The sequence below is a fragment of the Pectobacterium artocarpous genome (assembly GCF_046159765.1).
GTDB lineage: Bacteria > Pseudomonadota > Gammaproteobacteria > Enterobacterales > Enterobacteriaceae > Pectobacterium.
On record NZ_JBJXVK010000016.1, the window covers coordinates 40,415 to 63,296 of the forward strand.

Genomic DNA, 22,882 nt, shown 5'->3' on the forward strand with positions numbered 1-22,882 from the left:
CTGTTTTAAGGGATAAACAGCGCAAATTTTATGATGCAGGAGAGGCTAATGAGCCAACTCGAATTGGAAACGTGCAACCTGACGTTGGTGCGTTACCCTCAGGTCGCTGAAAACTCGGCGCTACAGGCGTGGGATGCCGCAGATGAATACCTTTGCGTGAGCTAGCCACGATGGAAATCGCGCCGGGGCCGCGCCTGATTTTCAATGATACGTTTGGTGCGCTGGCCTGTGGTTTGCAGGCACAGTCGCCCGTCAGTATTAGCGACTCTTACCTCAGCCAACTGGCAACGCGGCACAATCTGGAACTGAACGGTTACGATGCCGATACGGTAACGCTGTTGGATAGCATGGCGGAGCTGCCCGCTGCGCCTGCACTGGTGGTGATTAAAATTCCCAAAACGATCGCGCTGTTGGAACAACAATTGAGAATGTTGCGTAAGGTCGTTACGCCACAAACACGCATCATCGCCGGCGCGAAAGCGAAGGATATTCACACCTCTACGCTACAACTGTTTGAGCGTGTGATGGGGCCGACGAAAACCTCGCTGGCTTGGAAAAAGGCGCGTCTAGTTCACTGTGAATGGGCGGACTTGAAAGTCAGTGAGCAGTCACTTACTACTGAGTGGGAGCTGGATGGTTACGGCTATCGTATTCAAAACCATGCTAACGTGTATTCGCGTAATGGGTTGGATATCGGCGCGCGTTTCTTTATGCAGCATTTGCCGGAACAACTAGACGGTAAGATTGTCGATCTTGGCTGTGGTAACGGCGTGATTGGGCTGGCGGCGCTGAAAGCCAACCCGGAAGCCACTGTTGGTTTCTTTGATGAATCCTATATGGCGGTGGCATCGAGCCAGATGAACGTTGAGGTCAACTGCCCGCAGGATGTCGAGCGCTGTAGTTTCGTGGTGAATAACGGATTGGCACGCGTTAAGCGCGATACGTTACAGGCGGTGCTGTGCAACCCGCCATTCCACCAGCAACATGCAGTGACAGATGAAATTGCCTGGCAAATGTTTATGGATGCCCGTCGCTGCCTTCAGGTTGGTGGTGAACTGCGCATCGTAGGTAATCGCCATCTGGATTATTTCCACAAGCTGAAGCGTCTGTTCGGCAACGGTGAAACTGTCGCCAGCAACACCAAATTTGTCATACTGCGTGCGGTGAAAACGGGGACGTCCCGCTAAACCTGCCTGATATCGATTATAGTGTTAATGCCAGCCGGGTGGCCTGATCGATCGCCCGGCGAGCATCCAATTCCTGCGCCACGTCGGCGCCGCCAATCAGGTGAACGTGACACCCGGCAGCCATTAAAGGCTCGTAAAGGGCACGATTAGGCTCCTGACCTGCGCAAATAATGATGTTATCCACTGGCAGACAGCGCATTTTCTGGTCGTGGATAATATGCAGCCCTTCATCATTAATATGGTGATATTCCACGCCGCCCAACAGCGTGACGCCGTGGCGCAGCAGCGTGGTGCGGTGTATCCAACCTGTCGTTTTTCCGAGATTTTCTCCGGGCTTGCCTGCCTTTCGCTGTAATAACGTAATGTCCCGCTGGTGGGGAAGCTCGCCGGATTGCTGGGGCAGCAGGCCGCCCCGGTGCTGCAACTGTGTATCAATGCCCCATTCCGCATAAAAATCACGGTGTTCCGCTGGCGAATCATGAGTATTAAGACGATGTTTCTCGTGAGGTAGGCGGCTATCGCCAAGAAGGCTGTTATCGCTAAGAAGATAGTGTGCAGTATCAAAACCGATGCCGCCAGCCCCGATAATGGCGACCCGCTTACCGACCGGTTTTTTGTCGCGCAGTACCTCCAGATAGCTCAACACGCTAGGGTGATCGATACCTGTAATCGCGGGAATACGCGGCACGATGCCACAGGCCAGAATCACGTCATCAAAACTGAGTAAGTCGGTAGGGGACGCCTGCGTACTCAGGCGCAGCGTGACGCCGAGCAGCTCGATCTGTCGACGGTAGTAGCGTAGCGTTTCATAAAATTCGGCTTTGCCGGGGATCTGTTTGGCAATATTGAACTGTCCGCCGATATAAGAAGAGGCTTCAAACAGCGTAACCTGATGGCCGCGTGCGGCGGCGTTGACGGCAAAGGCCATACCGGCAGGCCCTGCGCCGACCACCGCAAAGTGTTTACCCGCTCTGGCGGGCAGGATCGGTAGCTCAGTTTCGTGACAGGCACGTGGGTTGACGAGACAGGACGTGACCTTACCAGCAAAAATCTGATCGAGGCAGGCCTGATTGCAGCCGATGCAGGTATTGATTTCATTGCTGCGCCCCGACTGCGCTTTTGCCACCAGATCGGCATCGGCGAGAAAAGGGCGAGCCATCGACACCATGTCAGCACAGCCTTCGGCCAGCAGTTGTTCCGCCACGCCGGGATCGTTGATGCGGTTGGTGGTAATCAGCGGTATGCGGACTTTCCCCATCAGTTTCTTCGTCACCCAGCCGAATGCGCCGCGTGGCACCAGCGTGGCGATAGTCGGAATGCGTGCTTCATGCCAGCCGATGCCAGTATTGATGAGGGTGGCGCCAGCCTGCTCAATCCCCTGCGCCAACTGCACAATTTCCTGCCAACTTGAGCCTTCTTCTATCAGGTCGAGCATGGATAAACGGTAAATCAGGATGAAGTCTGGCCCTGTTCGTTCCCGCACGGCGCGAACGATCTCAAGCGCGAAGCGGCTACGGTGCTGAAAATCGCCGCCCCATTTGTCATCGCGGCGGTTGGTGTGCGTGACCAGAAACTGGTTAATCAGGTAGCCTTCCGACCCCATAATTTCCACGCCATCGTAACCCGCTTGCTGCGCCAGCGCGGCACAATGGGCAAAGTCGTCGATGGTTTTTACAATATCCTGCGTACTCATTTCCCGTGGCGCAAAGCGGTTAATCGGTGCCTGAATGGCCGATGGCGCGACCGGATCGGGCTGATAGCTATAGCGTCCGGCGTGGAGAATTTGCAGGGCGATCTTCCCACCGGCGTCGTGTACCGCCTGCGTCAGAACCTGATGATGCGCGAGCTGTGCCTCGTCATGCAGGGTCGCACCACCTTTGGCAACGGCACCTTTCGCGTTTGGCGCAATGCCGCCTGTGACAATCAGGCCAACGCCGCCCTGCGCTCGCTCGCGGTAAAATGCCGCCAGTCTTTCGGTGCCGTCCGGGTGTTCTTCCAAACCAGTATGCATGGATCCCATCACCACGCGGTTCTTTAACGTCGTGAAGCCAAGATCGAGCGGGGAAAGCAGCGTGGGATAGGCCGTCATTGCACTCTCCGGTGAGGTTAACTGGTCTGATGAGTTGATGTATTCAATCTAGCGGTAATTGAGTGAGTTGTGAAATTTATGTTTATTTATTGTGATTGATGTCATTGCTCATCATAGGGGGAAGCGTGCGCAGGCATGGGATCGAACGCCGGAGTATTTGTTGTCGGGGGCGTGTGACATTATAATCCGCGGGTTTATCGGGCAAAGGTATCGTTATGCGGTTGGAAGAGTTGGAATATCGTCTGGATAGCGCACTTCGTGCGTTAGAGCAAAGCGTTCAACGTCAGCAGCAGACGTGGCGGCAAGAATATCAGTCCCTCCAGCAACAGTTGGTTCAGGCGAAAGAGCGTGATGCGTATCTTTGTTCGCAGATTGAACGGCTCTCTGCGCAGTTGAACGCGGTAGATAGTTCGCCGGAACGAAATCCGCTGATTCAGAAAATGAAGGCCATTCATGCCCACCTTGATGCATTGGCACAAGAAGCCAGCGCCTTCAGACGTTCACTTCGGTAATCACACCGCTGACACTTTCGGTGAGTAATGTGTGGTGCGGTAAAACGAATCAATATCGTGCGGCGGTGTTAATGGAATACTTCCGCTTCCTTACACAATTCCTCCTTATTCTCCATAATTGCCTCAAATGTGGAGCCGACACTTGCAGAGATTTACCCTTGCTCTAATTAACTGAAATTGTCGAGTCTATACTTTGTTTCGTAACACGGCACTCGCCGTTGACAAGTCAATTCAGAGAGAGGAATGAAATATGCGTAAACTCACGGCAATGCTGGTTGCTTCTTCTTTGGCATTGGGCGCGGTAGGTATCGCGCATGCTAATGAAGCACCGAAAGGGCCAGGCCCGGAACACAAGATGATGATGAAAGAGGGACGTGAGCACCGCGGCATGATGGGGCCGGATGCGATGTTTAGGGAGCTGAATTTGACGGAAGCGCAGAAGCAGCAAATTAGAGACATCATGAAAGCGTCCCACGAGAAAATGCACAACGCGATGAAGGATGACCGTCGTGAGATGCATAGTCTGATCGCATCAGAGACGTTTGATGCCGCAAAAGCACAGGCGCAGTTGGATAAAGTGGACGCGGCCCACAAGGCCAGAATGCTTAACGGGCTGGAAACCAAAAACAAAATTTACAACATTCTGACGCCAGAGCAGAAAAAGCAGTACAACGACAACTTTGAAAAGCGGCTGACCCAACCGCCAAGACCTGACGGCAAGCCCGTTCCTGCGGAATAACGTGTTCGCACGATAGTGCGTCCGTATGCAAAGCCCGTCAGTAAGACCACCGGATTGACGTATTACCTCATAGGTAATGCTTCGGCCCGGTGGTTTTGTATTTATTTTTCCCTCTACCATCGTGTCGTGAGTCGGGAAATGATTAATGCTATCCTCGCACGGAAAAAGCAGGCGGTGTCATTGGACAGTGGGCGGTAAAGGACAGATGAATAACGATTTGACGTTAAAAACTAGAAAATTCATGCTGTTTCTGTTCTTAACCACATTGATAGTGAGCTGTCTGGGATTTCGGTTTCGAGTGCTGGATGAACTGTCATTATTTTGGCCTGCCAATATTCTGGTTTTTTGCCTCATGATGAGTTTCAGGGCTAGAAAAGGGACGATAAAAGACAAAACACGCTCTATCTGCACGAGTTTTTTGGTGAGTTATGCAGCGATGCTGTTGGCGGCGCTGCTGATGGATAATAACTCTCCGTTAAAAACCAAGGTGTTGTTATGTTTGTGCAATATGGTTTTTGTGGTGACGGCCTGGTGCGCCTTTTGCCTGATATGTCGGCTGAGCGGCACGTGGTCGGCATTTGAAAAATTCAGCAAATATTACGTCTATATTATTTTCGCTTCGACGTTTGTTGGCGCGTTCTCATCCGGTATGGCGTATGGGTTTTATGCGTATGTCTACGATACGGGGAACCGCTACGCCGAGTTTATGGACTGGTTCAGTGAGCAACTGGGGACCGGTATTATCCTCGCGTTCTTTTTCCTGCGGAGTAAGGATATCCTGCGAGCGCTACGGAATATTCCGAGCTGTCCGAAGCACGTCAGAGAGAATATTTTTCCCTTTCTGGTCTTTATTATTTTCTTATTAGTGAGCCTGTTTTTTCTGGATGCCAGCCTGATTACGCTGTCCGTTATTCCTCTCACGCTGTGCGCGTTCAATTACTCTTTCCCGACCATGTCGCTGCTTTGTGCGATTACGGGCGTCATACTGAATTATCTCTACATTAATCAGGTCGGTATACTCATCAATTCAAATTCCGAAGCGTACATTAACTCGTTTCTTACCACGGCACGACTGAACATTGCGATGCTCATTATGGCGATGTTAAGTGTTTCTCATTTTGTCTCAATGAACCGGCGACTGATTAAAATTATTGAAAGCGGTAGCCGGAAGGATGCGCTCACCAATACTTTCAATCGTCGGGCGTTTCTCAGCATGTTGAATGGGAAGCAGAATGCACTGGAGTATAAGAAAAAGCGCCAATTAACGCTGCTATTTCTGGATATCGACTATTTTAAGCAGGTCAACGATACCTACGGCCATGCCTGCGGTGATGAACTGATCGCCAGCTTTGCCCGTATGCTGAGCGCAAATATTCGGCCGAGTGACATTCTTTGCCGCTGGGGTGGCGAAGAGTTTGTCATTGCGGCTTATGACCTGACAGCGGAGCAATCTGAAGCGATGGCCGAAACGCTGCGGCATCTTACGGAATCCACGGCGTTGACGCTGCCGGATGGGCGGAAAATCCATTTTACGACCAGCATTGGTGTTGCCATGTTTGCCCAGTATGACGGGGGCAATATTTATGATGCTATCGGTCTGGCGGACGAGCAACTGTATAAAGCGAAGGCGCAGGGGCGTAATCGCGTTTGCATTCGTTTGGTTGAGTAGGACTGAATCTTCCCTTGACCTTCCCCTTACTGGAACGTCTAGCCTCAAAAAGTCCTATGACTGATTGAGAGGTTGTGATGAAGAAAGTCCATTTATTATTAACGGCGACCTTGCTGGTTCCGGTTCTCTCGTTTGCGGCCGACAGCGCACATAGTGGCCATGGTACGACAAACGACGCATCGCCTTCCCAACAGGCGTATATGAAAGGGATGGATGCGATGCATACTGAGATGATGGAAGGGATGCAGGCTAGCGATCCTGATATTGCCTTTGCCAAAGGGATGATTGCACACCATCGTGGCGCGATTGATATGGCAAAAACGGAACTGCAATATGGCAAAGATCCAGAATTACGGAAGCTGGCGGAAGACATTATTACAGCCCAGCAGCCGGAGATTGACCAAATGGAAGCCTGGCTGAAGAAGCAGGGCAAGCAGTAACGTTGCCGATGGCGCTTCTTTTGAGAGGCGCCATTCCGTTTTACGGTGCCGTAGGTTAGGCGGCTTCACCTGATGGGTAAAAATTTAGTGACTGTTTTCACAGAATAAAACGTAGAGATAGCTTTCTCTGCGTGAACTTGTTAGAAAACAGGAAAGGACGTCACCAGAAGCTTCTGGGCGAGACCTGGATAAAACAGCGTATACAGTACGCTGTTTTATCCAGGTTTTTTTTTGCTTATTTTCTAGCTGGCCAGCGGACAACAAGCGGGGATGACGTGTATCAGGCAGTTGCAGCCATTGACGAAACGGGAAGTCATTATGAATAGCAAAGTGCTCGCTGAAAATATTCTGAGGTTGGTCGGAGGGGAGACGAACGTTTCTACTCTGGTGCATTGTGCAACACGCTTGCGCTTTAAGATTGTTGATCACGGTAAGGTGGATGTGGCTGCGCTTGAGGCGCAGGAAGACGTCATTACGGTGATCAATGCATCAGGGCAATTGCAGGTGGTGATTGGGAACCGGGTGCCGGAGGTTTATCGCGCCTTTGGCCCGATTTCCACACTGTTGGAGGACGGAGACGGGAAACGCCAGACGGCGGAAAGTGAACAATCAACCTCGGCTATGGGACGGTTGATCGATCTGGTTGCTGGGATCTTTACCCCGTTATTGGGGGCGATGGCGGCAGCGGGGGTGCTGAAAGGGGCGCTGTCCATCGTGCTTGCAGTCGGGTGGCTCAATGCTAAGGAAAGCACCTATGTCATCTTGCATGCGGCGTCTGACAGCCTGTTCTACTTCCTGCCGATGCTGCTGGCGATTACCGCCGCGCGTAAATTTGAAACCAACATTTTTGTGGCGGTGTCGGTGGCTGGCGCGCTGGTTTATCCGACGATTCAGGGGCTGTTTGATGCGGGTCAGCCAGTGACGTTCTTCGGTCTGCCCGTTGTGATGATGAAGTACACCTCTTCGGTGATCCCGATTATCTTCAGCGTATGGCTGATGTCGTATATCGAGCGTTTCCTTAATCGCCATATTCACGAAAGCGTGCGTAATATCCTGACGCCGTTCTTCCTGCTGGTGCTGATGGTGCCGCTCACGCTGATGACCATCGGGCCGATTGGTATTTCGGCCAGTAAGCTGATTGCATCGGTGTTCGTCAGCATCTATGAATTCAACCCGATTATTGCGGGTGCGTTGATGGCGGCGTCATGGCAGGTGTTGGTGATCTTTGGGGTTCACTGGGGGTTTGTGACCGTATTTATCAACGATCTCTCTGTCATGGGGCGCAGCTACCTTAAAGCCGCTTCCAGTCCGTCGGTCTTTGCCCAGTCTGGCGCGCTGCTTGGTGTGATGGTGCGTACCAAAGATAAAAAACTCAAAGCGCTGGCAGGCAGTACCTTTATTGCGTCGCTGTTTGGCATCACGGAACCCGGTGTTTACGGCGTGACGCTGAAGCTGAAAAAACCGTTTATCTGCGCGGTGATCGCCGCTGCCATTGGGGGCGCTATCGTCGGGTATGTGAAAAGTTCGGCGGTCTCCATGGGGATGCCCGGCTTGCTGACGCTGCCGATTTTCTACGGAGAAGGCTTTGTCGGGTTCCTTATCGGTTGTGCGATCGCTTTCGTGGTGAGTTTTGTGCTGACCATTATTGTTGGATTTGACGACCCCGTGCAGCCTGCTGAGAAAGCACCCGCGCCAACACATGCACCAACGGTTAAACCTGTTGCACCGGTATCACGCCAGCATGCTAACGTCCAGTCGCTAAAAGACGCGCCAGCGACGGCTGAACAACTGGGATCGCCGGTTAAGGGCGAACTGATCTTGCTGGAAGACGTGGACGATAAGGTGTTCTCTTCCGGCGTTGTCGGGCAGGGTATTGCCATTTTGCCGCAGGAAGGCCGCATTTATTCGCCAGTAGACGGCGTGATTGCCAGCACGTTTACCAGCGGCCATGCCGTCGGTATTCTTTCGCAGAGCGGTGCGGAGATTCTGATTCATGTCGGTATCAATACGGTGCAACTGGACGGTCAGCATTATCAGATGCACGTCGCAGAAGGTGACAAGGTGAAAAAAGGCCAACTGCTGTTGGAGTTCGATCTGGAAGCGATCAAGAGCGCGGGCTACGACACGGTGACGCCGATGGTGGTGACGAATGCGGATGAATATCGCCTATTCAGCTCGGGTTCCGCTCGTCAGTTGATAGTGGGCGAGACCGTCATCGCGCTGGCGTAGCCTGTGATAAAAAGGTTTTCCTGACGCACGCCGTCAAAACGTCTGAGGAAACAGAAATGATGAAAAAAACACCTCTGGTTACTGCTGTGCTGGCCGCATTTGCGCTGCCCGCTCAGGCAGTGAGTACTGATTTTGCCGCGCAGATTGCCAGCCCACGTCCGAACGTGGTGCTGATTATCGCGGAAGATATGAATCCCCGTCTGGGGGCATACGGGGATACAAAGGCGCGGACGCCCAACCTGGATGCGTTGGCAAAAGAATCGGTTGTTTTTACGCAAGCCTTCACCATGGCGGCTGTATCGGCACCATCGCGGGCAGGGCTGATTACTGGCATGTTTCAACATACCACTGGGTTGCAGCATATGCGTACGGCGAGCCGACCGGCGGGCGGGGAGAAGTACCTTTGATGATGTCATGAAAGGGCTGGAAGCGCTGAAACGTCATCGGGTTGAGTTTAATACCCTGACGGTAGTGAATGCAGAAAATGTGAAACGCCCGCTGGAGGTTTATCAGTTTCTCAAACGTATCGGCAGTCGCTATATGCAGTTTATTCCGCTGGTGGAGCGCCGCGCTGCGCAGCCAGATGATAATGGACTGGTGCTGATTCAGCCGGATTTTTCGGGTCAGTGCAGCGTGACGGAGTGGTCAGTACCTGCCAAAGCCTATGGCCGTTTCCTGAATACGATTTTTGATTATTGGGTGCAGCACGATTTGGGCAATGTGTTTGTCATGAATTTCGAGCAAACGCTGACAAAAATGACCGGTCAGCTTAGCGCCTGCGTTATCAATGAGACCTGCGGCGGCAACCTGATTGTTGAAGCAAACGGGGATGTGTATTCCTGCGACCATTTTGTTTATCCCGAAAATAAGCTCGGCAATATTAATCAGGATGATTTAGCGTCGCTGGTGAATTCGCCGCAAAACCTCGAATTTGGCGAAAATAAGCGAAAAAATATCAGCAAAGATTGTCTGAATTGTGAGGTGAAAGCGGTTTGTCATGGCGGTTGTCCTAAACATCGATTTGATATTTCCAGCGATGGACGTCCGAATAAAAACTATTTTTGTGATGGATTTAAAACGCACTTATTCCATGTGTTACCACGTATGAATTCTCTGCTCGCACAACTGGGGCGTCAGGAATCCATGAAAAAAATAAGGAGGAACATAAAAGCCGAGTTTTATTAACCGATGCCGAATACTCTTCGAGTGCTCTGGGAAGGGATGGCATAAAAGGAAGAACGATGAAAAGAAACAAATTTCTGGCCGCGATAACGCTGGCCTGTATGCAAGTGGCGGGTGTACAGGCCGCGGCGACGGCTTTTCCTTCTGCGGCGGTGCCGTTGGCCGATGGAAAGCAACCCAACGAGGTTTATATCATTCTTGACGATCAGCCTTACGACGCATTCGGCTTCCTGAATTCTGCCATTCACACGCTGAATATGGATAGTATCGCCAGGGAAGGGACGTATTTTAAGAATGCGTTCGTGACCACCTCGTTGTGTTCCCCCCAGTCGTGCCAGCATCCTGACGGGGATATATGTGTATAATCATGGCGTATCGGATAACAACCCGTCCAATTTCTCGCATCTGAATTACTTCCCTGAACGGTTGCGTGACAAAGGTTATCAGACAGTTTTCTTCGGTAAATGGCACTTTGGTGGGGCAGAAAAAACGGTGACAAAAGGCTTTGCTGGTTTTGAACGCTGGGTTGGATGACTAGGCCAGAGCAACTATTACCCGATTGATAACTACGGTAAACCTTCCATGCTCAATATTGATGGCAAGATGGTGCCACAAAAAGGTTATATCACCGATGAACTGACGGATTACGCCGTAGATTGGTTGAACACGCTGGATAAGAAAAAGCCGTTCATGATGTACCTGTCCCATAAAGGCGTGCACTCTGATTTCCTGCCTGCCAAGCGCCATTGTGGCAGCATGAAAGAGGTCACCTTGCCGGTGCCGAATACCTATGCTGATACGTCGGAAAACTATGTCGACAAACCGATGTGGGTGAAGAACCAGCGTAACAGTTGGCATGGCGAGGATTACCCCTATAACGATATGAACCTTCAGCAGTATCAGCGTGACTACTATGAAACACTACACTCAGTGGATGACAGCGTAGGGCGTGTTCGTGAGTGGTTACAAAAACAGGGACTGGATAAAAATACGATCATCGTAGTGAGGGGGATAACGGCTTCATGTTCGGCGAACATGGGCTGATCGATAAGCGTAATGCTTATGAAGAGTCGATCCGTGTGCCGTTGATTGCTTCTGGCCGGGTTTATCCCCGATCAGATCGGTAAAGAAGCGAAGGTGAAAGCCTCGAACGAAGCAGTGAAAAAGAGTGAACCACGCTTCAAAGAGCTGATGGATAAGTAATCCATCGTAATAAATCAGGCGGGGCTATGTGAATGCGCCGCCTTATCTTATGTTCTATAGCGTTACAGCGATTTTCCGTTGCTGTTAATCACGTTCTGATACCAGTAGAAGCTGTCTTTACGCCGACGTTCCAGCGTGCCTTTGCCTTCATCATCGCAATCCACATGAATAAAGCCGTAGCGTTTTGACATTTGTGCCGTCCCCGCGCTGACCAAATCGATGGGTCCCCAACTGGTGTAGCCCAGCAGTTCGACGCCATCGTCGATGGCTTCACGCACCTGAATCAGATGGCGACGCAGGTAATCAATGCGGTAGCTGTCGTGAATGCTGCCGTCCTCTTCCACTACATCGCGTGCACCTAACCCGTTTTCCACGATGAACAGCGGCTTCTGATAGCGGTCATACAGCTCGTTCAGCAGGAAACGCAGGCCTTCGGGGTCGATCTGCCAGCCCCATTCAGAGGCTTCAAGATGTGGGTTAGGAATCAGACGAATGATATTGCCGCGTGAGGACTGATATTTCTCTGGTTCGAAGGTCGCGCAGCCGCTCATGTAATAGCTGAAGGAGACAAAGTCGACGGTGTGACTCAGGTCGTCTTTATCCTGTGCGGTAATGGTGAGTTCGACGCCATTTTCCCGAAAATAGCGCTGAATCCAGGCCGGATAAGTGCCACGTACTTGTACATCACCGAAGAATAGCCATTCACGGTTCTTGTTCTGGGCTTCCAGCACGTCTTTCGGGTGGCAGGTCATGGGGTAGCGTACTGCGCCCAGCAGCATGTTGCCGATTTTGGCATCCGAGATAATATCGTGACAGGCTTTTACCGCGCGTGCGCTGGCAACCAACTGGTGGTGGATAGCCTGATAAATCTCTTGCTTCGAGGGTTCACCGCTCAGCCCGATGCCTGTAAAAGGTGAGTGCAACGCCATGTTGATTTCATTGAAGGTCAGCCAGTACTTCACCTTGTCTTTGTAGCGGCTGAAGACGGTGCGAGCGTATTTCTCAAAATGGTCGATGACGGCGCGGTTGCCCCAGCCTCCCAGTTTTTTCACCAGACCGTAAGGCATTTCATAGTGCGACAGCGTAATCAGCGGCTGAATCTGATGCTTCGCCATTTCATCGAAAAGACGATCGTAGAAGACCAGACCGGCTTCACACGGCTCCGCTTCATCACCTTCGGGATAAATGCGCGTCCAGGCGATGGAGGTGCGTAAGACCTTGAACTCCATTTCAGCAAATAGCTGAATATCCTGATGATATTGATGATAAAAATCGATTGCCCGATCTTTGATACAGCGAGTGTCCTCATTGCGTTCCGTCACCGGACCATGCACGCCCTCTAGCTGAAGATCGGAGGTGGAGACGCCTTTACCGTCTTCATTCCATGCCCCTTCAACCTGGTTTGCTGCGACTGAACCGCCCCATAAAAATCCTTCGGGGAATGCTTTCATGGTAATGCTCCTCATCGTTTTCTACATCATTACGCTGCGCTGGCCTGTGGCTCCGCGCTGGTAACCGCCGAATGACAGGCAAAAAAAAACTTGGGCAGAAGAGAGTATCACTACTCACCTCTGCCCAAGTCTCGCCCGCCACTGACGGTAACGTCTTATTTGCACACTATACAATCCTGAATCGCTGTCGCAATGCCCCCGTCTGGTTATGTGACTCCGGTCACGACATCTCTGCTGGTGTGAATTGGGGATGACAAGCGTTAGGTGTATTAGCACCTAACGTACCTGATAAGGTGATGCTTACGCTTTCGTTTGCAGGCCTCGACAACCGCTTCGCCAAACCCTTTTGCTGATGCAGGGTTTTGACCCGTGATCAGTTTGCCACCTACGACGACTTTATTTTCAAAGGTCGGTGCTTCTTCGAATTTTGTGCCATCTTTTTTCAGTGCGGCTTCGAGTTCAAACGGAACGATCTTGTCGTAATGGCGGAAGGCCTCTTATTCTGCGGTAAATCCGGTAAGACGGCGTTCTTTAATCAGCAATTGACCATTGTTGAGTTTTACATTCAGCAGACCCGCCGGACCGTGGCAGACGGCACTGACAATTTTGTCGTTTTCGTACAGGGTGCGTACGATGTTGATCAACTCAGGATTGTTCGCAAAATCCCACATCGGCCCGTGTCCATCGACGAGTGTTCGCAGGTTATTAAGACGTGAATGACGTCTGTCAGTCTTCCGAAGCACATTCAACCGATCCTGTTTTACATTCGTACATGGCAAACAGCGAGTGTATTTTCTGTGGACAGGAAACGGTGACAGGAAGAAAAATGTTGTGAGACAATTTTTGCGACACTGCGATTTATAAACAAAAAAACCACCTTACGAAAGGTGGCTTAATTATATGATTTTAAATATAAAGTCTGGTGGCCCCTGCTGGACTTGAACCAGCGACCAAGCGATTATGAGTCGCCTGCTCTAACCACTGAGCTAAGGGGCCGAACGGGCGATGATTATACGGTAATGTGCCGGGGGAGGTCTATAGCCTATCTGCCGGGTGGTGCTTTTATATACTCAAGATAGCTTGTTGTTATTTTTATCAGAATTTACGATGGGCGTAGTCAATGGAAGTAGGGAAAGACATGATTACCGATATTCTGGCCATGAATCTTCAGGTGGTTTTCTGCGGCATTAACCCCGGGCTGTCGACGGCCCATCACGGTTACCACTTCGCGAACCCCAGTAATCGCTTCTGGAAAGTGATTCATCAGGCTGGTTTTACTGAACGTTTGCTGGCTCCTGCGGAAGAACAGCATCTGCTGGATACCGGATGCGGCACCACCATGTTGGTAGAGCGTCCAACGGTTGAAGCTACCGAACTGGGACGTGATGAGCTGCTGCAAGGCGGGAACGCGATTGTTGAGAAGGTGGAGCGCTATCAGCCGCGTGCGTTGGCCGTGCTAGGGAAGCAGGCGTTCAGTCAGGCGTTTGGTATCAAGAAAGTTTCGTGGGGGCGTCAGGAGTTACGTATTGGCGAGACGCAGGTTTGGGTGTTGCCAAACCCAAGTGGACTGAATCGTGCGACGCTGGAGTCGCTGGTGGCGTCGTATCAGGAACTGTATCAGGCGTTGCAGGATAAGGCGTAAATCCCATCTGAGCGTTCAGACAGGTAAAAAATAACCCCGGCGAACCGGGGTTATTTATCATGTAGTTATGTGGAGTGTGGATTAGCTGAGAACCGAATTAATCATCCAGGAAGCTACGCAGCACTTCGGAACGGCTTGGGTGGCGCAGTTTACGCAGCGCTTTCGCTTCGATCTGACGAATACGTTCACGCGTAACGTCAAACTGCTTGCCCACTTCTTCCAGCGTATGGTCGGTGTTCATATCGATACCGAAACGCATGCGCAGAACTTTCGCTTCACGAGCGGTCAGGCCAGCCAATACGTCGTGTGTCGCAGAACGCAGACTTTCCGACGTTGCGGAGTCCAGCGGCAGCTCCAGCGTCGTATCTTCGATGAAATCGCCCAAATGTGAATCTTCATCATCACCAATCGGGGTTTCCATTGAAATCGGCTCTTTCGCGATCTTCAGCACTTTACGAATTTTGTCTTCCGGCATCAGCATACGTTCAGCCAGCTCTTCCGGCGTCGGCTCGCGACCCATTTCTTGCAACATCTGACGAGAGATACGGTTCAGTTTGTTGATCGTCTCAATCATGTGTACCGGAATACGAATAGTTCGCGCCTGATCGGCGATAGAACGGGTGATTGCCTGACGGATCCACCAGGTCGCATAGGTCGAGAATTTGTAACCACGGCGATATTCGAACTTATCTACCGCTTTCATCAGACCGATGTTACCTTCCTGAATCAGATCGAGGAACTGCAAGCCGCGGTTGGTGTATTTCTTCGCGATAGAAATAACCAGACGCAGGTTGGCTTCCACCATTTCTTTCTTGGCGCGGCGCGCCTTCGCTTCACCAATCGACATACGGCGGTTGATGTCTTTAACCTGTTCGATCGTCAGACCGGTTTCTTCTTCGATCTGTTGCAGTTTTTGCAGGCTGCGGGTGACGTCTTCTTCTACATCATTCAGCTTTTCAGACCACGGCTTGCCCATGGCGACGGCTGCGGCAAACCAGGTGCTGTTGGTTTCATTGCCGGTGAACATGGTGACGAAGTTTTTCTTCGGCATTTTGCACTGTTCAACGCACAGTTTGATGATCAAACGTTCCTGAGTACGGACGCGATCCATCATGGAGCGCATGCTGTTAACCAGGAAATCGAACTGTTTTGGTACCAGACGGAACTGTTTGAAGACCTCGGACAGGTTCAGAATTTCCTGTGCTGCCAGCGCATGGCTACGACCATGGGCTTTGATGGTCTGACGGGTCGTTTCATATTGTTCACGCAGTTCGGTGAACTTTTCACGCGCCAGTTCAGGGTCGATACTGTTGTCGTCTTCGGAATCTTCGTCGTCTTCAGACTCTTCGTCGTCATCGTCCATTTCTTCGCTCGAAAGCTCAGAACCAACGTGCGTCGCGGTAGGGGCAATGTCCTCTTCCGCATTAGGATCGACAAAGCCGGTGATCAGGTCGGACAGGCGGCTTTCGCCCGCTTCAACGCGATCGTATTGTTCCAGCAGGTAAGTAATGGCTTCAGGATACTCGGCAACAGAGCACTGAACCTGGTTGATACCGTCTTCGATACGTTTGGCGATATCGATCTCGCCTTCACGCGTTAGCAGCTCAACGGTACCCATTTCACGCATATACATGCGAACCGGATCGGTAGTGCGACCAATTTCCGATTCAACGCTGGATAGCACCTGCGCAGCAGCCTCTGCCGCATCTTCATCGGCATCATTGGTGTTTTCGGCTAGCAACAGATCGTCTGCATCCGGGGCTTCTTCCATCACCTGGATGCCCATGTCGTTAATCATCTGGATGATATCTTCGATCTGATCCGAGTCGATGATATCTTCCGGCAGATGGTCATTGACCTCAGCATAGGTCAGGTAGCCTTGCTCCTTACCACGGGTGACAAGCAGCTTCAGCTGTGACTGCGGGTTTTGCTCCATAAGACGGTATCCACACTTCAGAGTATTTGGGTTGGTGTCGGTCAGCGTAGTTCGCTAACAATAGCATTAGGGGTATTTTTCTTATCGCCGCGGCCCCTGTAGCGGCTCTTTGCAGGGCTCAACCCTGCTATTTATCGGCAATTAAGCCTCTGTATCAGTGTTTTCTGGTCAACGCCAGTTGCAACGACCAAAGCTCTTTTTTTTCTTTGGCGTTGAGCCCATGCGTTCTGTCACGGGCAATCAATGTTTCTTGTCGCTGTTTCAACAGCTGATCGTAGAGCTCTGCCAGACTGATTCTGAACTTCTCGTCGAGCTCTTCTTCTACGATCATATGGTTCCATGAAGCCATGGTTTCAAGCTGCTTGCGGTACTTGCTGTCGCGATATTTTTCCAACAGCAGACCCATGTTCATTCCCGGGCTGGCGTTGCAGGTTTTCACCAAATCCTGAAACAGCGATAAACCAGCCACTTTGTCTTCTTCAACGCCTTCCAGCGCGAGGTCAGGAACCTCTACCGCCAGCCTGGGGTTTTGTACTAAAAGTCCTATAAGTATACGCATAGTTGTGACTTTTAGTTGCGGTGGCTGGTAAGGCTGCGCCTGCTCTGCCACTTTGGGCAGTAGCCTGTCCAACTGGCTGTCGTCCAAAATACCCAGCTTGTTGCCGAGCTGCTGGCGCAAATACAACCGCAGCGTTTCTCCTGGTACCTGGCCTATCAGCGGCAGCGCCAGCGTACTGAGCTTGGTACGGCCATCGGGCGAACTCATGTCTACCTGCTGTTGTAGCGTCTCAAACAGAAACTGCGACAGCGGCAGGGCATGTTCCATACGCTGTTCAAAGGCGGCTTTGCCTTCTTTACGCACCAGTGTGTCGGGATCTTCACCGTCCGGCAGAAACATAAAGCGTAGCTGACGGCCATCGTTCAAATAGGGTAGCGCAGTTTCCAGCGCACGCCATGCGGCTTCACGTCCGGCACGGTCCCCGTCGTAACAACACACCACCAAATCTGTGGCGCGAAATAGTAACTGAATGTGATCGGCGGTTGTTGAAGTACCCAGCGACGCTACCGCATAATCAATGCCAAACTGCGCCAGCGCCACCACATCCATATAGCCTTCAACAACCAAGAGCCGCTTTAGCTCTGCGTGGCTTTGCTGCGCTTCATACAGGCCATACAACTGGCGACCTTTGTGAAAAATCTCTGTTTCCGGCGAGTTAAGGTACTTTGGCGTACCGTCGCCTAATACTCGACCGCCGAACGCAATCACTCGCCCCCGTTTATCGCGGATGGGGAACATTACTCGCTCGCGGAAGCGATCGTACGTTCGGCCTTGATCGTTAGTCACCAGCATGCCAGCATCGTTCAATGTGCTGCGGTCATCATTATTGCGGCCAAAGCGTTTTAAGACGTTATCCCAGCCGGGCGGGGCAAAGCCGATCGCAAAATGGCTGATAACCTCTGCGCTTAAACCGCGCTGTTGCAGATACTGCGACGCTGGCGTACCGGCTGACTGGCTTAGTGCTTGTTGATAGAACCCGCTGAGCTGTCCCATCAATTCGTACAGACTTTGCCGCTGGTGACGCTCTAATTGGGTTGGGCCAGTGCCCCTTTCATAAGGCACTTCGAGGCCGTATTGGGTGGCCAGTTCTTCAATGGTTTCAACGAATTCGAGACGATCGTAATTCATCAAAAAGTCAATGGCGTTGCCGTGTGCGCCACAACCAAAACAGTGGTAGAACTGTTTGTCACCGTTTACGGTGAATGAGGGGGTTTTTTCGTGATGGAATGGACAGCACGCATGGTAGTTTTTGCCCTGCTTTTTCAGTTTGACGCGCGCGTCAATGAGATCGACGATGTCGGTACGCACCAGCAGGTCATTAATAAATACGCGTGGGATTCGTCCAGCCATAAGCCCCTGATGTATATCTTTCTGTAAGGTGGTTACATTGGATATAGCTTATAAACGACAACAAGCCGCGCTTCCTTTCGGAAAGCACGGCCTTCGTATGCAACTGCTAAGTCTGCGGATTAATCACGCGTTGGAGGGAAACCCTCCTGAAAATTAATACAGACGAGTGCGGCGTGCGTTTTCTCGAGCCAGTTTCTTAGCGTGGCGTTTCACTGCAGAAGCTTTAGCGCGCTTACGTTCGGTCGTTGGTTTTTCATAAAACTCACGACGACGAACTTCAGCCAAAACACCTGCTTTTTCACAGGAACGCTTGAAGCGACGCAGAGCTACGTCGAACGGCTCGTTTTCACGTACTTTAATTACCGGCATGTGCCTCTCACCTCAATAAATTCGGTTTGCCGCTGGCCTTGTGCCAGCCTTTTCAAAATGGTGCGGAATTCTACTGCAAACGTGGCGTCTTTGTAAAGCATTGCGGTGATCATAAAACACCCAGCCGTGGCCAGCGCAGAAATCAGGGCACTTATGATAGACTATCCACAGTTTGAAGCAAGCGGCATTCACCGGCGCTTGTATCGCTATCAACGTAGGAACAGCAATGCGCGTATTGGGTATCGAAACATCCTGTGATGAAACCGGCGTGGCTATTTATGACACCGAAGCCGGTTTACTCGCTAATCAGTTATACAGCCAGGTTAAATTACATGCGGATTACGGCGGCGTAGTGCCTGAGCTTGCCTCCCGCGATCACGTGCGTAAAACGGTCCCGTTAATTCAGGCGTCGCTGCGTGAGGCCGGATTACAGGCTGGCGATATCGATGGTGTGGCTTACACCGCTGGCCCTGGTTTGGTGGGCGCGCTATTGGTAGGCGCGACAGTAGGTCGCTCTCTGGCATTTGCCTGGGGTGTACCGGCGATCCCTGTACACCATATGGAGGGGCATTTGCTGGCGCCGATGCTGGAGGATAACCCACCGGCGTTTCCCTTCGTCGCGCTGCTGGTTTCTGGAGGCCATACACAGCTTATCAGTGTGACGGGCATTGGTGAATACCGTTTGTTGGGCGAATCGATTGATGACGCGGCGGGCGAAGCATTTGATAAGACGGCGAAACTGCTGGGGCTGGATTATCCTGGAGGCCCTATGTTGTCGAAAATGGCGCAGGCGGGTGATCCGCAGCGCTTTACGTTTCCTCGCCCAATGACCGATCGTCCTGGTCTGGATTTCAGCTTCTCTGGACTAAAAACGTTTGCTGCCAATACGATTCGTAGCAATGGCGATGACGATCAAACGCGTGCCGATATTGCCCGCGCATTTGAAGATGCCGTTGTAGATACGCTGGCGATAAAATGTCGTCGTGCGTTGGATGAAACTGGCTTTAAACGGCTGGTCATGGCGGGGGGCGTAAGCGCTAACCGGACGCTGCGCCAGCGTTTAGGCGACGTCATGGCGAAACGTGGCGGCGAGGTGTTTTATGCGCGTCCTGAATTCTGTACGGATAATGGCGCGATGATTGCTTATGCCGGCAGTGTTCGTCTGGTCCACGGGGCGAGTCAGACGCTGGGCGTATCTGTTAGACCACGTTGGCCGTTGGCTGAATTACCTGCGGTGTGAGTCTTTGGATGATAATCGCTACGTGTAGTTAGCCTACACGTAGCAAAAACAGTCGGGGCGCGTGAGTTACAGCTCTTGTTCGAAGAGCACCAGAATAGCTTCGTAAAGCTGTTTGACGCTGAAGCCTCTTGCCGGGGTGGTGAAGATAGTGTCATCCCCTGCTATGGTGCCGAGAATCCCTTCGGACTTCCCGAGCGAGTCCAGCAGGCGGGCAATGAGCTGTGCGGCTCCAGGGCTGGTATGGATGACGATGACCGCGTCGTTATAGTCTACGTCCAGCACAAGATTCTTCAACGGGCTGGATGTGGTAGGAACACCGAGTTCCGCTGGGAGACAATACACCATCTCCATCTTGGCATTACGTGTGCGCACGGCACCAAATTTTGTTAGCATGCGTGAGACCTTGGATTGGTTGATGTTTTCAAATCCTTCGTCTTGCAATGCCTGAACAATCTCACTTTGAGAACTGAACTTCTCTTCCTTTAACAGCGCCTTGAACGCTTTAACGAGGTCTTCTTGTTTTGTCGAATTTCGCATTCTGCACCGGATCAATTGTTATGGTTAATCCTTCTATTATGCAGTTGTGTGAATTTTTATGCAATTAAATTGCGTATAACTCCAGTCTATTTACTCAGATATGTGCTAGTCGCTGTTTTCACAAAAATTCGGTCTTCGAGTCGTCCGAAAAATGTGTCCTGCGTCACATAAAAGTAAATTAAATGTTATCAAAATGATGTTGTTTAGACGCCGTTGATCGGTGTAATGTAGCGCACAGGTTAATTGCTCGTGAATGAACACCGCATTATAGCTCAATAGCTTATTAACTTTACTTACCTTTCAAATGAATGGTTGTTTTTGATTTATTATTAGAGACATAGCGTATTTTTTGGCTCTCATGTCATTTGCAGAAAGATGAGTAGACTGATCTTATCCCCATTTTTATATTCTGTTTATAACCAAATGAATTCACGGCACTTTTTTATTTTACGATAATAAGGAGTTTAGGATGAAAGTTGCAGTTCTCGGAGCAGCAGGTGGTATCGGTCAGGCACTCGCACTCCTCCTCAAAACCCAGCTTCCTTCAGGTTCAGAACTATCCCTTTACGATATTGCTCCGGTCACGCCGGGTGTTGCTGTCGATCTGAGCCACATTCCTACAGCTGTGAAGATCAAAGGCTATAGCGGTGAAGATGCTAAACCTGCGCTTGCTGGTGCAGATATTGTGCTGATCTCCGCCGGTGTGGCACGTAAGCCAGGTATGGATCGCTCCGATCTGTTTAACGTCAATGCTGGCATTGTACGTAACCTGGTTGAACAAATTGCCGTTACCTGTCCGAAAGCGTGCATTGGTATCATCACCAACCCAGTGAACACGACCGTTGCCATCGCAGCAGAAGTGCTGAAAAAAGCGGGCGTGTATGACAAAAACAAACTGTTCGGTGTCACAACGTTGGATATCATCCGTTCCAATACATTCGTTGCTGAGCTGAAAGGCAAACAGCCGCAGGATATTAATGTGCCGGTTATCGGTGGACACTCTGGTGTGACGATTCTGCCACTGCTGTCTCAGGTGCCTGGCATCAGCTTCAGCGAGCAGGAAGTGGCCGATCTGACCAAGCGTATTCAGAATGCAGGCACCGAAGTTGTTGAAGCCAAAGCGGGTGGCGGATCGGCAACGTTGTCTATGGGTCAGGCTGCTGCACGTTTTGGTCTGTCTCTGGTACGTGCACTGCAAGGTGAAAGTGGCGTGGTGGAATGTGCATACGTTGAAAGTGATGGCGAGCACGCCCGCTTCTTTGCTCAACCTATTCTGTTAGGTAAAGACGGCGTTGTAGAGTGTAAAGACATCGGTGCATTAAGTGCTTTTGAGCAAAACGCGCTTAACAGCATGCTGGACACGCTGAAGCAAGATATTGAGTTGGGCGAGACGTTCATCAAGAACTAGTCATTGCGGTTGCTAACAATACGCAGAGTGAAAAGCCGGAGATGTCAATCTCCGGCTTTTCTTTTTTTAATCGGGACGGATGAGTTTTTTTCTGTCGATAAGCTCATTGGTTTCCGGATCATAGTACCGGCTGGGCCAAATCTCTGAAGGGTGAATATTCAACGCATCGGCAATAAGCCATTCCCCCTTGGGCCAGGGCCGTGAGAGCGCGTTAGCGAGTGTAGATGAGCTTAATCCGGCCGCTCGCGATACTGCCGCCAGCGTCGTGTTTTTCTTGCGCAGTGCAGCAATGATATCAGCGGGATGCCAGTCTTGTTTCCTTAAAATCATAATCCTTCCCTTATTTGCTATAAGACGACTGTAGATTAGTGGTATAAATAACGGATGTTAGTTATATGCCGAGCTAACATGACATTATTATTTGGAAATAATATAGCATCAATTTTCTTTAAATTTCTCAATTAATTTCCAAATGAGCGCGTTTTTGTTAGGGATGGCACTATCAGGATGAAAGGCAATGAAAAAAGAGTGGTTTGCTACCAGCGAATTGGTTGGAGTAGGCGGCCTTCCGAAATCAAGACAAGGATTGAATAAGCGCGCCCGTGAGGATGGATGGGAGAAGCGTCGCCGTAAAGGCGTCCAGGGAAGAGGAGTGGAGTACTCAATTCACAGTTTGCCGGATACGGTAAAAAAATCCCTATTACTCGAAATCGAGCCTTCCGCCTATTCGGCGAAGCAGCCTGCTGCCTTGGCAGTATGGATGCAGATTTATCAGCAACTATCTGAAAAAGAAAGAGATGCATTGATCGCTTATATCCTTCGAGTCGGCGTATCAAGTACGCTGAGCCAGTTGGGTATTATACCGTCGGATGAAGAACCTATCTCACCAATGGAGATTGACTGAGTCATCGAAAGTGGGTTTTCCGATTGCCAATCTGTGGTGAAGAAGGAACCTACATTTTCTTTCGGTTTACCGTATTGCTCTGGCCGTGATGTTTCAGCATTGCACTGGGTTTGATCATTTCTTTTATTGCTTAGGTGTATCGGTAACGTGTAAAAGTTAGCGGTTTAGGTAATTATAGTCTATTATATGGAAACTTTTGGGCGAGTTGACGTAATGCCTGTTCAAAACAAACAAGG

At 50.9% G+C, this 22,882-nt stretch carries 22 protein-coding genes, 1 tRNA gene and 1 pseudogene; 15 read left to right on the top strand and 9 right to left on the bottom strand.

The features are described 5' to 3' along the window. The first annotated feature begins 48 nt into the window (after positions 1-48). A pseudogene (gene rlmG / locus ACKQAD_RS11805) lies at positions 49-1,187 on the top strand (23S rRNA (guanine(1835)-N(2))-methyltransferase RlmG). A gap of 16 nt (positions 1,188-1,203) precedes the next feature. On the opposite strand, the gene ACKQAD_RS11810 reads toward rlmG, so the two are convergent. After that, a complete protein-coding gene (locus tag ACKQAD_RS11810; RefSeq protein ID WP_409160335.1) occupies positions 1,204-3,276 on the bottom strand; it encodes an oxidoreductase in 2,073 nt (690 codons plus the stop codon). A gap of 215 nt (positions 3,277-3,491) precedes the next feature. On the opposite strand from ACKQAD_RS11810, the gene ACKQAD_RS11815 reads away from it, so the two are divergent. The 10 genes from ACKQAD_RS11815 (at position 3,492) to ACKQAD_RS11860 (ending at position 11,091) form a co-directional block, all read left to right on the top strand. After that, positions 3,492-3,788 carry an MbeD/MobD family mobilization/exclusion family protein gene (locus ACKQAD_RS11815; protein WP_409160336.1) on the top strand — a complete coding sequence of 99 codons (297 nt, stop codon included), beginning with the start codon at positions 3,492-3,494 and terminating at the stop codon, positions 3,786-3,788. 250 nt (positions 3,789-4,038) lie between these two features. Further along, complete coding sequence (spy, locus tag ACKQAD_RS11820) at positions 4,039-4,527, top strand: ATP-independent periplasmic protein-refolding chaperone Spy (RefSeq protein WP_409160337.1); 489 nt, start codon at positions 4,039-4,041, stop codon at positions 4,525-4,527. Between the two features lie 205 nt (positions 4,528-4,732). Continuing rightward, positions 4,733-6,196: a GGDEF domain-containing protein gene (locus ACKQAD_RS11825; protein ID WP_409160338.1), complete on the top strand. Its 1,464-nt coding sequence runs from the start codon at positions 4,733-4,735 to the stop codon at positions 6,194-6,196. A gap of 77 nt (positions 6,197-6,273) precedes the next feature. Continuing rightward, complete coding sequence (gene copM / locus ACKQAD_RS11830; RefSeq protein WP_409160339.1) at positions 6,274-6,636, top strand: CopM family metallochaperone; 363 nt, start codon at positions 6,274-6,276, stop codon at positions 6,634-6,636. A gap of 318 nt (positions 6,637-6,954) precedes the next feature. Then, the gene (locus tag ACKQAD_RS11835; protein ID WP_409160340.1) at positions 6,955-8,865 is read left to right on the top strand and encodes a beta-glucoside-specific PTS transporter subunit IIABC; all 1,911 of its coding nucleotides are present in this window, start codon (positions 6,955-6,957) and stop codon (positions 8,863-8,865) included. 56 nt (positions 8,866-8,921) lie between these two features. Further along, complete coding sequence (locus ACKQAD_RS11840; protein WP_409160342.1) at positions 8,922-9,272, top strand: sulfatase-like hydrolase/transferase; 351 nt, start codon at positions 8,922-8,924, stop codon at positions 9,270-9,272. Between the two features lie 7 nt (positions 9,273-9,279). Beyond that, positions 9,280-10,050, top strand: a complete 771-nt coding sequence (locus tag ACKQAD_RS11845; protein WP_409160343.1) for an SPASM domain-containing protein — start codon at positions 9,280-9,282, stop codon at positions 10,048-10,050. Between the two features lie 56 nt (positions 10,051-10,106). Further along, positions 10,107-10,412 (top strand): hypothetical protein, encoded by a 306-nt coding sequence (locus ACKQAD_RS11850; protein WP_409160344.1) that lies wholly within the window; start codon positions 10,107-10,109, stop codon positions 10,410-10,412. Further along, positions 10,405-10,581, top strand: coding sequence for a sulfatase-like hydrolase/transferase (locus ACKQAD_RS11855; protein ID WP_409160346.1), 177 nt, complete (start codon positions 10,405-10,407; stop codon positions 10,579-10,581). The genes ACKQAD_RS11850 and ACKQAD_RS11855 overlap by 8 nt, the downstream gene beginning before the upstream one ends. Before the next feature lie 48 nt (positions 10,582-10,629). Beyond that, the gene (locus ACKQAD_RS11860) at positions 10,630-11,091 is read left to right on the top strand and encodes a sulfatase-like hydrolase/transferase (protein WP_409160347.1); all 462 of its coding nucleotides are present in this window, start codon (positions 10,630-10,632) and stop codon (positions 11,089-11,091) included. Between the two features lie 221 nt (positions 11,092-11,312). On the opposite strand, the gene ACKQAD_RS11865 is transcribed toward ACKQAD_RS11860, so the two are convergent. The 3 genes from ACKQAD_RS11865 to ACKQAD_RS11875 form a co-directional block, all read right to left on the bottom strand. Continuing rightward, complete coding sequence (locus tag ACKQAD_RS11865) at positions 11,313-12,701, bottom strand: glycoside hydrolase family 1 protein (RefSeq protein WP_409160348.1); 1,389 nt, start codon at positions 12,699-12,701, stop codon at positions 11,313-11,315. 497 nt (positions 12,702-13,198) lie between these two features. Then, positions 13,199-13,444 (bottom strand): DJ-1/PfpI family protein, encoded by a 246-nt coding sequence (locus ACKQAD_RS11870; protein WP_409160349.1) that lies wholly within the window; start codon positions 13,442-13,444, stop codon positions 13,199-13,201. A gap of 177 nt (positions 13,445-13,621) precedes the next feature. Next, positions 13,622-13,697, bottom strand: a tRNA-Ile gene (locus ACKQAD_RS11875). 142 nt (positions 13,698-13,839) lie between these two features. Between ACKQAD_RS11875 and mug the strand changes: the two genes are divergently transcribed. Then, a complete protein-coding gene (gene mug, locus ACKQAD_RS11880) occupies positions 13,840-14,343 on the top strand; it encodes a G/U mismatch-specific DNA glycosylase (protein WP_409160396.1) in 504 nt (167 codons plus the stop codon). A gap of 97 nt (positions 14,344-14,440) precedes the next feature. Here mug and rpoD read toward each other — a convergent pair whose 3' ends face one another. The 3 genes from rpoD to rpsU form a co-directional block, all read right to left on the bottom strand. Continuing rightward, positions 14,441-16,279 carry an RNA polymerase sigma factor RpoD gene (rpoD, locus tag ACKQAD_RS11885; protein WP_409160350.1) on the bottom strand — a complete coding sequence of 613 codons (1,839 nt, stop codon included), beginning with the start codon at positions 16,277-16,279 and terminating at the stop codon, positions 14,441-14,443. A 154-nt stretch (positions 16,280-16,433) separates the two neighbouring features. Further along, on the bottom strand, positions 16,434-18,188 hold the full coding sequence (gene dnaG, locus ACKQAD_RS11890; RefSeq protein ID WP_409160351.1) for a DNA primase: 1,755 nt from the start codon (positions 18,186-18,188) through the stop codon (positions 16,434-16,436). A 153-nt stretch (positions 18,189-18,341) separates the two neighbouring features. Beyond that, positions 18,342-18,557 carry a 30S ribosomal protein S21 gene (gene rpsU / locus ACKQAD_RS11895; RefSeq protein WP_001144069.1) on the bottom strand — a complete coding sequence of 72 codons (216 nt, stop codon included), beginning with the start codon at positions 18,555-18,557 and terminating at the stop codon, positions 18,342-18,344. A 226-nt stretch (positions 18,558-18,783) separates the two neighbouring features. Between rpsU and tsaD the strand changes: the two genes are divergently transcribed. Beyond that, positions 18,784-19,797, top strand: coding sequence for a tRNA (adenosine(37)-N6)-threonylcarbamoyltransferase complex transferase subunit TsaD (tsaD, locus tag ACKQAD_RS11900; RefSeq protein WP_409160353.1), 1,014 nt, complete (start codon positions 18,784-18,786; stop codon positions 19,795-19,797). 66 nt (positions 19,798-19,863) lie between these two features. Here the strand turns inward: tsaD and argR are convergent, their stop codons facing one another. Next, positions 19,864-20,334 (bottom strand): transcriptional regulator ArgR, encoded by a 471-nt coding sequence (gene argR / locus ACKQAD_RS11905; protein WP_012773258.1) that lies wholly within the window; start codon positions 20,332-20,334, stop codon positions 19,864-19,866. Between the two features lie 469 nt (positions 20,335-20,803). Between argR and mdh the strand changes: the two genes are divergently transcribed. Further along, a complete protein-coding gene (gene mdh, locus ACKQAD_RS11910) occupies positions 20,804-21,742 on the top strand; it encodes a malate dehydrogenase (protein WP_409160354.1) in 939 nt (312 codons plus the stop codon). 66 nt (positions 21,743-21,808) lie between these two features. On the opposite strand, the gene ACKQAD_RS11915 is transcribed toward mdh, so the two are convergent. Then, the gene (locus ACKQAD_RS11915) at positions 21,809-22,072 is read right to left on the bottom strand and encodes a helix-turn-helix domain-containing protein (RefSeq protein WP_012773260.1); all 264 of its coding nucleotides are present in this window, start codon (positions 22,070-22,072) and stop codon (positions 21,809-21,811) included. 187 nt (positions 22,073-22,259) lie between these two features. Here ACKQAD_RS11915 and ACKQAD_RS11920 point away from each other — a divergent pair, with 187 nt between their 5' ends. Then, a complete protein-coding gene (locus tag ACKQAD_RS11920) occupies positions 22,260-22,646 on the top strand; it encodes a DNA-binding protein (protein WP_409160355.1) in 387 nt (128 codons plus the stop codon). Positions 22,647-22,882: the final 236 nt, after the last annotated feature.

What these genes read in the sequence shown, in the direction of transcription:
- ACKQAD_RS11845 (WP_409160343.1), top strand. Translation starts at nt 9,280, where the DNA reads ATGAAAGGGCTGGAAGCGCTGAAACGTCATCGGGTTGAGTTTAATACC.
- spy (WP_409160337.1), top strand. Translation starts at nt 4,039, where the DNA reads ATGCGTAAACTCACGGCAATGCTGGTTGCTTCTTCTTTGGCATTGGGC.
- rpoD (WP_409160350.1), bottom strand. Translation starts at nt 16,279, where the DNA reads ATGGAGCAAAACCCGCAGTCACAGCTGAAGCTGCTTGTCACCCGTGGT.
- ACKQAD_RS11915 (WP_012773260.1), bottom strand. Translation starts at nt 22,072, where the DNA reads ATGATTTTAAGGAAACAAGACTGGCATCCCGCTGATATCATTGCTGCA.
- ACKQAD_RS11860 (WP_409160347.1), top strand. Translation starts at nt 10,630, where the DNA reads ATGCTCAATATTGATGGCAAGATGGTGCCACAAAAAGGTTATATCACC.
- ACKQAD_RS11865 (WP_409160348.1), bottom strand. Translation starts at nt 12,701, where the DNA reads ATGAAAGCATTCCCCGAAGGATTTTTATGGGGCGGTTCAGTCGCAGCA.
- argR (WP_012773258.1), bottom strand. Translation starts at nt 20,334, where the DNA reads ATGCGAAATTCGACAAAACAAGAAGACCTCGTTAAAGCGTTCAAGGCG.
- ACKQAD_RS11825 (WP_409160338.1), top strand. Translation starts at nt 4,733, where the DNA reads ATGAATAACGATTTGACGTTAAAAACTAGAAAATTCATGCTGTTTCTG.
- ACKQAD_RS11835 (WP_409160340.1), top strand. Translation starts at nt 6,955, where the DNA reads ATGAATAGCAAAGTGCTCGCTGAAAATATTCTGAGGTTGGTCGGAGGG.
- dnaG (WP_409160351.1), bottom strand. Translation starts at nt 18,188, where the DNA reads ATGGCTGGACGAATCCCACGCGTATTTATTAATGACCTGCTGGTGCGT.
- copM (WP_409160339.1), top strand. Translation starts at nt 6,274, where the DNA reads ATGAAGAAAGTCCATTTATTATTAACGGCGACCTTGCTGGTTCCGGTT.
- tsaD (WP_409160353.1), top strand. Translation starts at nt 18,784, where the DNA reads ATGCGCGTATTGGGTATCGAAACATCCTGTGATGAAACCGGCGTGGCT.
- ACKQAD_RS11840 (WP_409160342.1), top strand. Translation starts at nt 8,922, where the DNA reads ATGATGAAAAAAACACCTCTGGTTACTGCTGTGCTGGCCGCATTTGCG.
- mug (WP_409160396.1), top strand. Translation starts at nt 13,840, where the DNA reads ATGATTACCGATATTCTGGCCATGAATCTTCAGGTGGTTTTCTGCGGC.
- ACKQAD_RS11920 (WP_409160355.1), top strand. Translation starts at nt 22,260, where the DNA reads ATGAAAAAAGAGTGGTTTGCTACCAGCGAATTGGTTGGAGTAGGCGGC.
- ACKQAD_RS11850 (WP_409160344.1), top strand. Translation starts at nt 10,107, where the DNA reads ATGAAAAGAAACAAATTTCTGGCCGCGATAACGCTGGCCTGTATGCAA.
- ACKQAD_RS11815 (WP_409160336.1), top strand. Translation starts at nt 3,492, where the DNA reads ATGCGGTTGGAAGAGTTGGAATATCGTCTGGATAGCGCACTTCGTGCG.
- mdh (WP_409160354.1), top strand. Translation starts at nt 20,804, where the DNA reads ATGAAAGTTGCAGTTCTCGGAGCAGCAGGTGGTATCGGTCAGGCACTC.
- rpsU (WP_001144069.1), bottom strand. Translation starts at nt 18,557, where the DNA reads ATGCCGGTAATTAAAGTACGTGAAAACGAGCCGTTCGACGTAGCTCTG.
- ACKQAD_RS11810 (WP_409160335.1), bottom strand. Translation starts at nt 3,276, where the DNA reads ATGACGGCCTATCCCACGCTGCTTTCCCCGCTCGATCTTGGCTTCACG.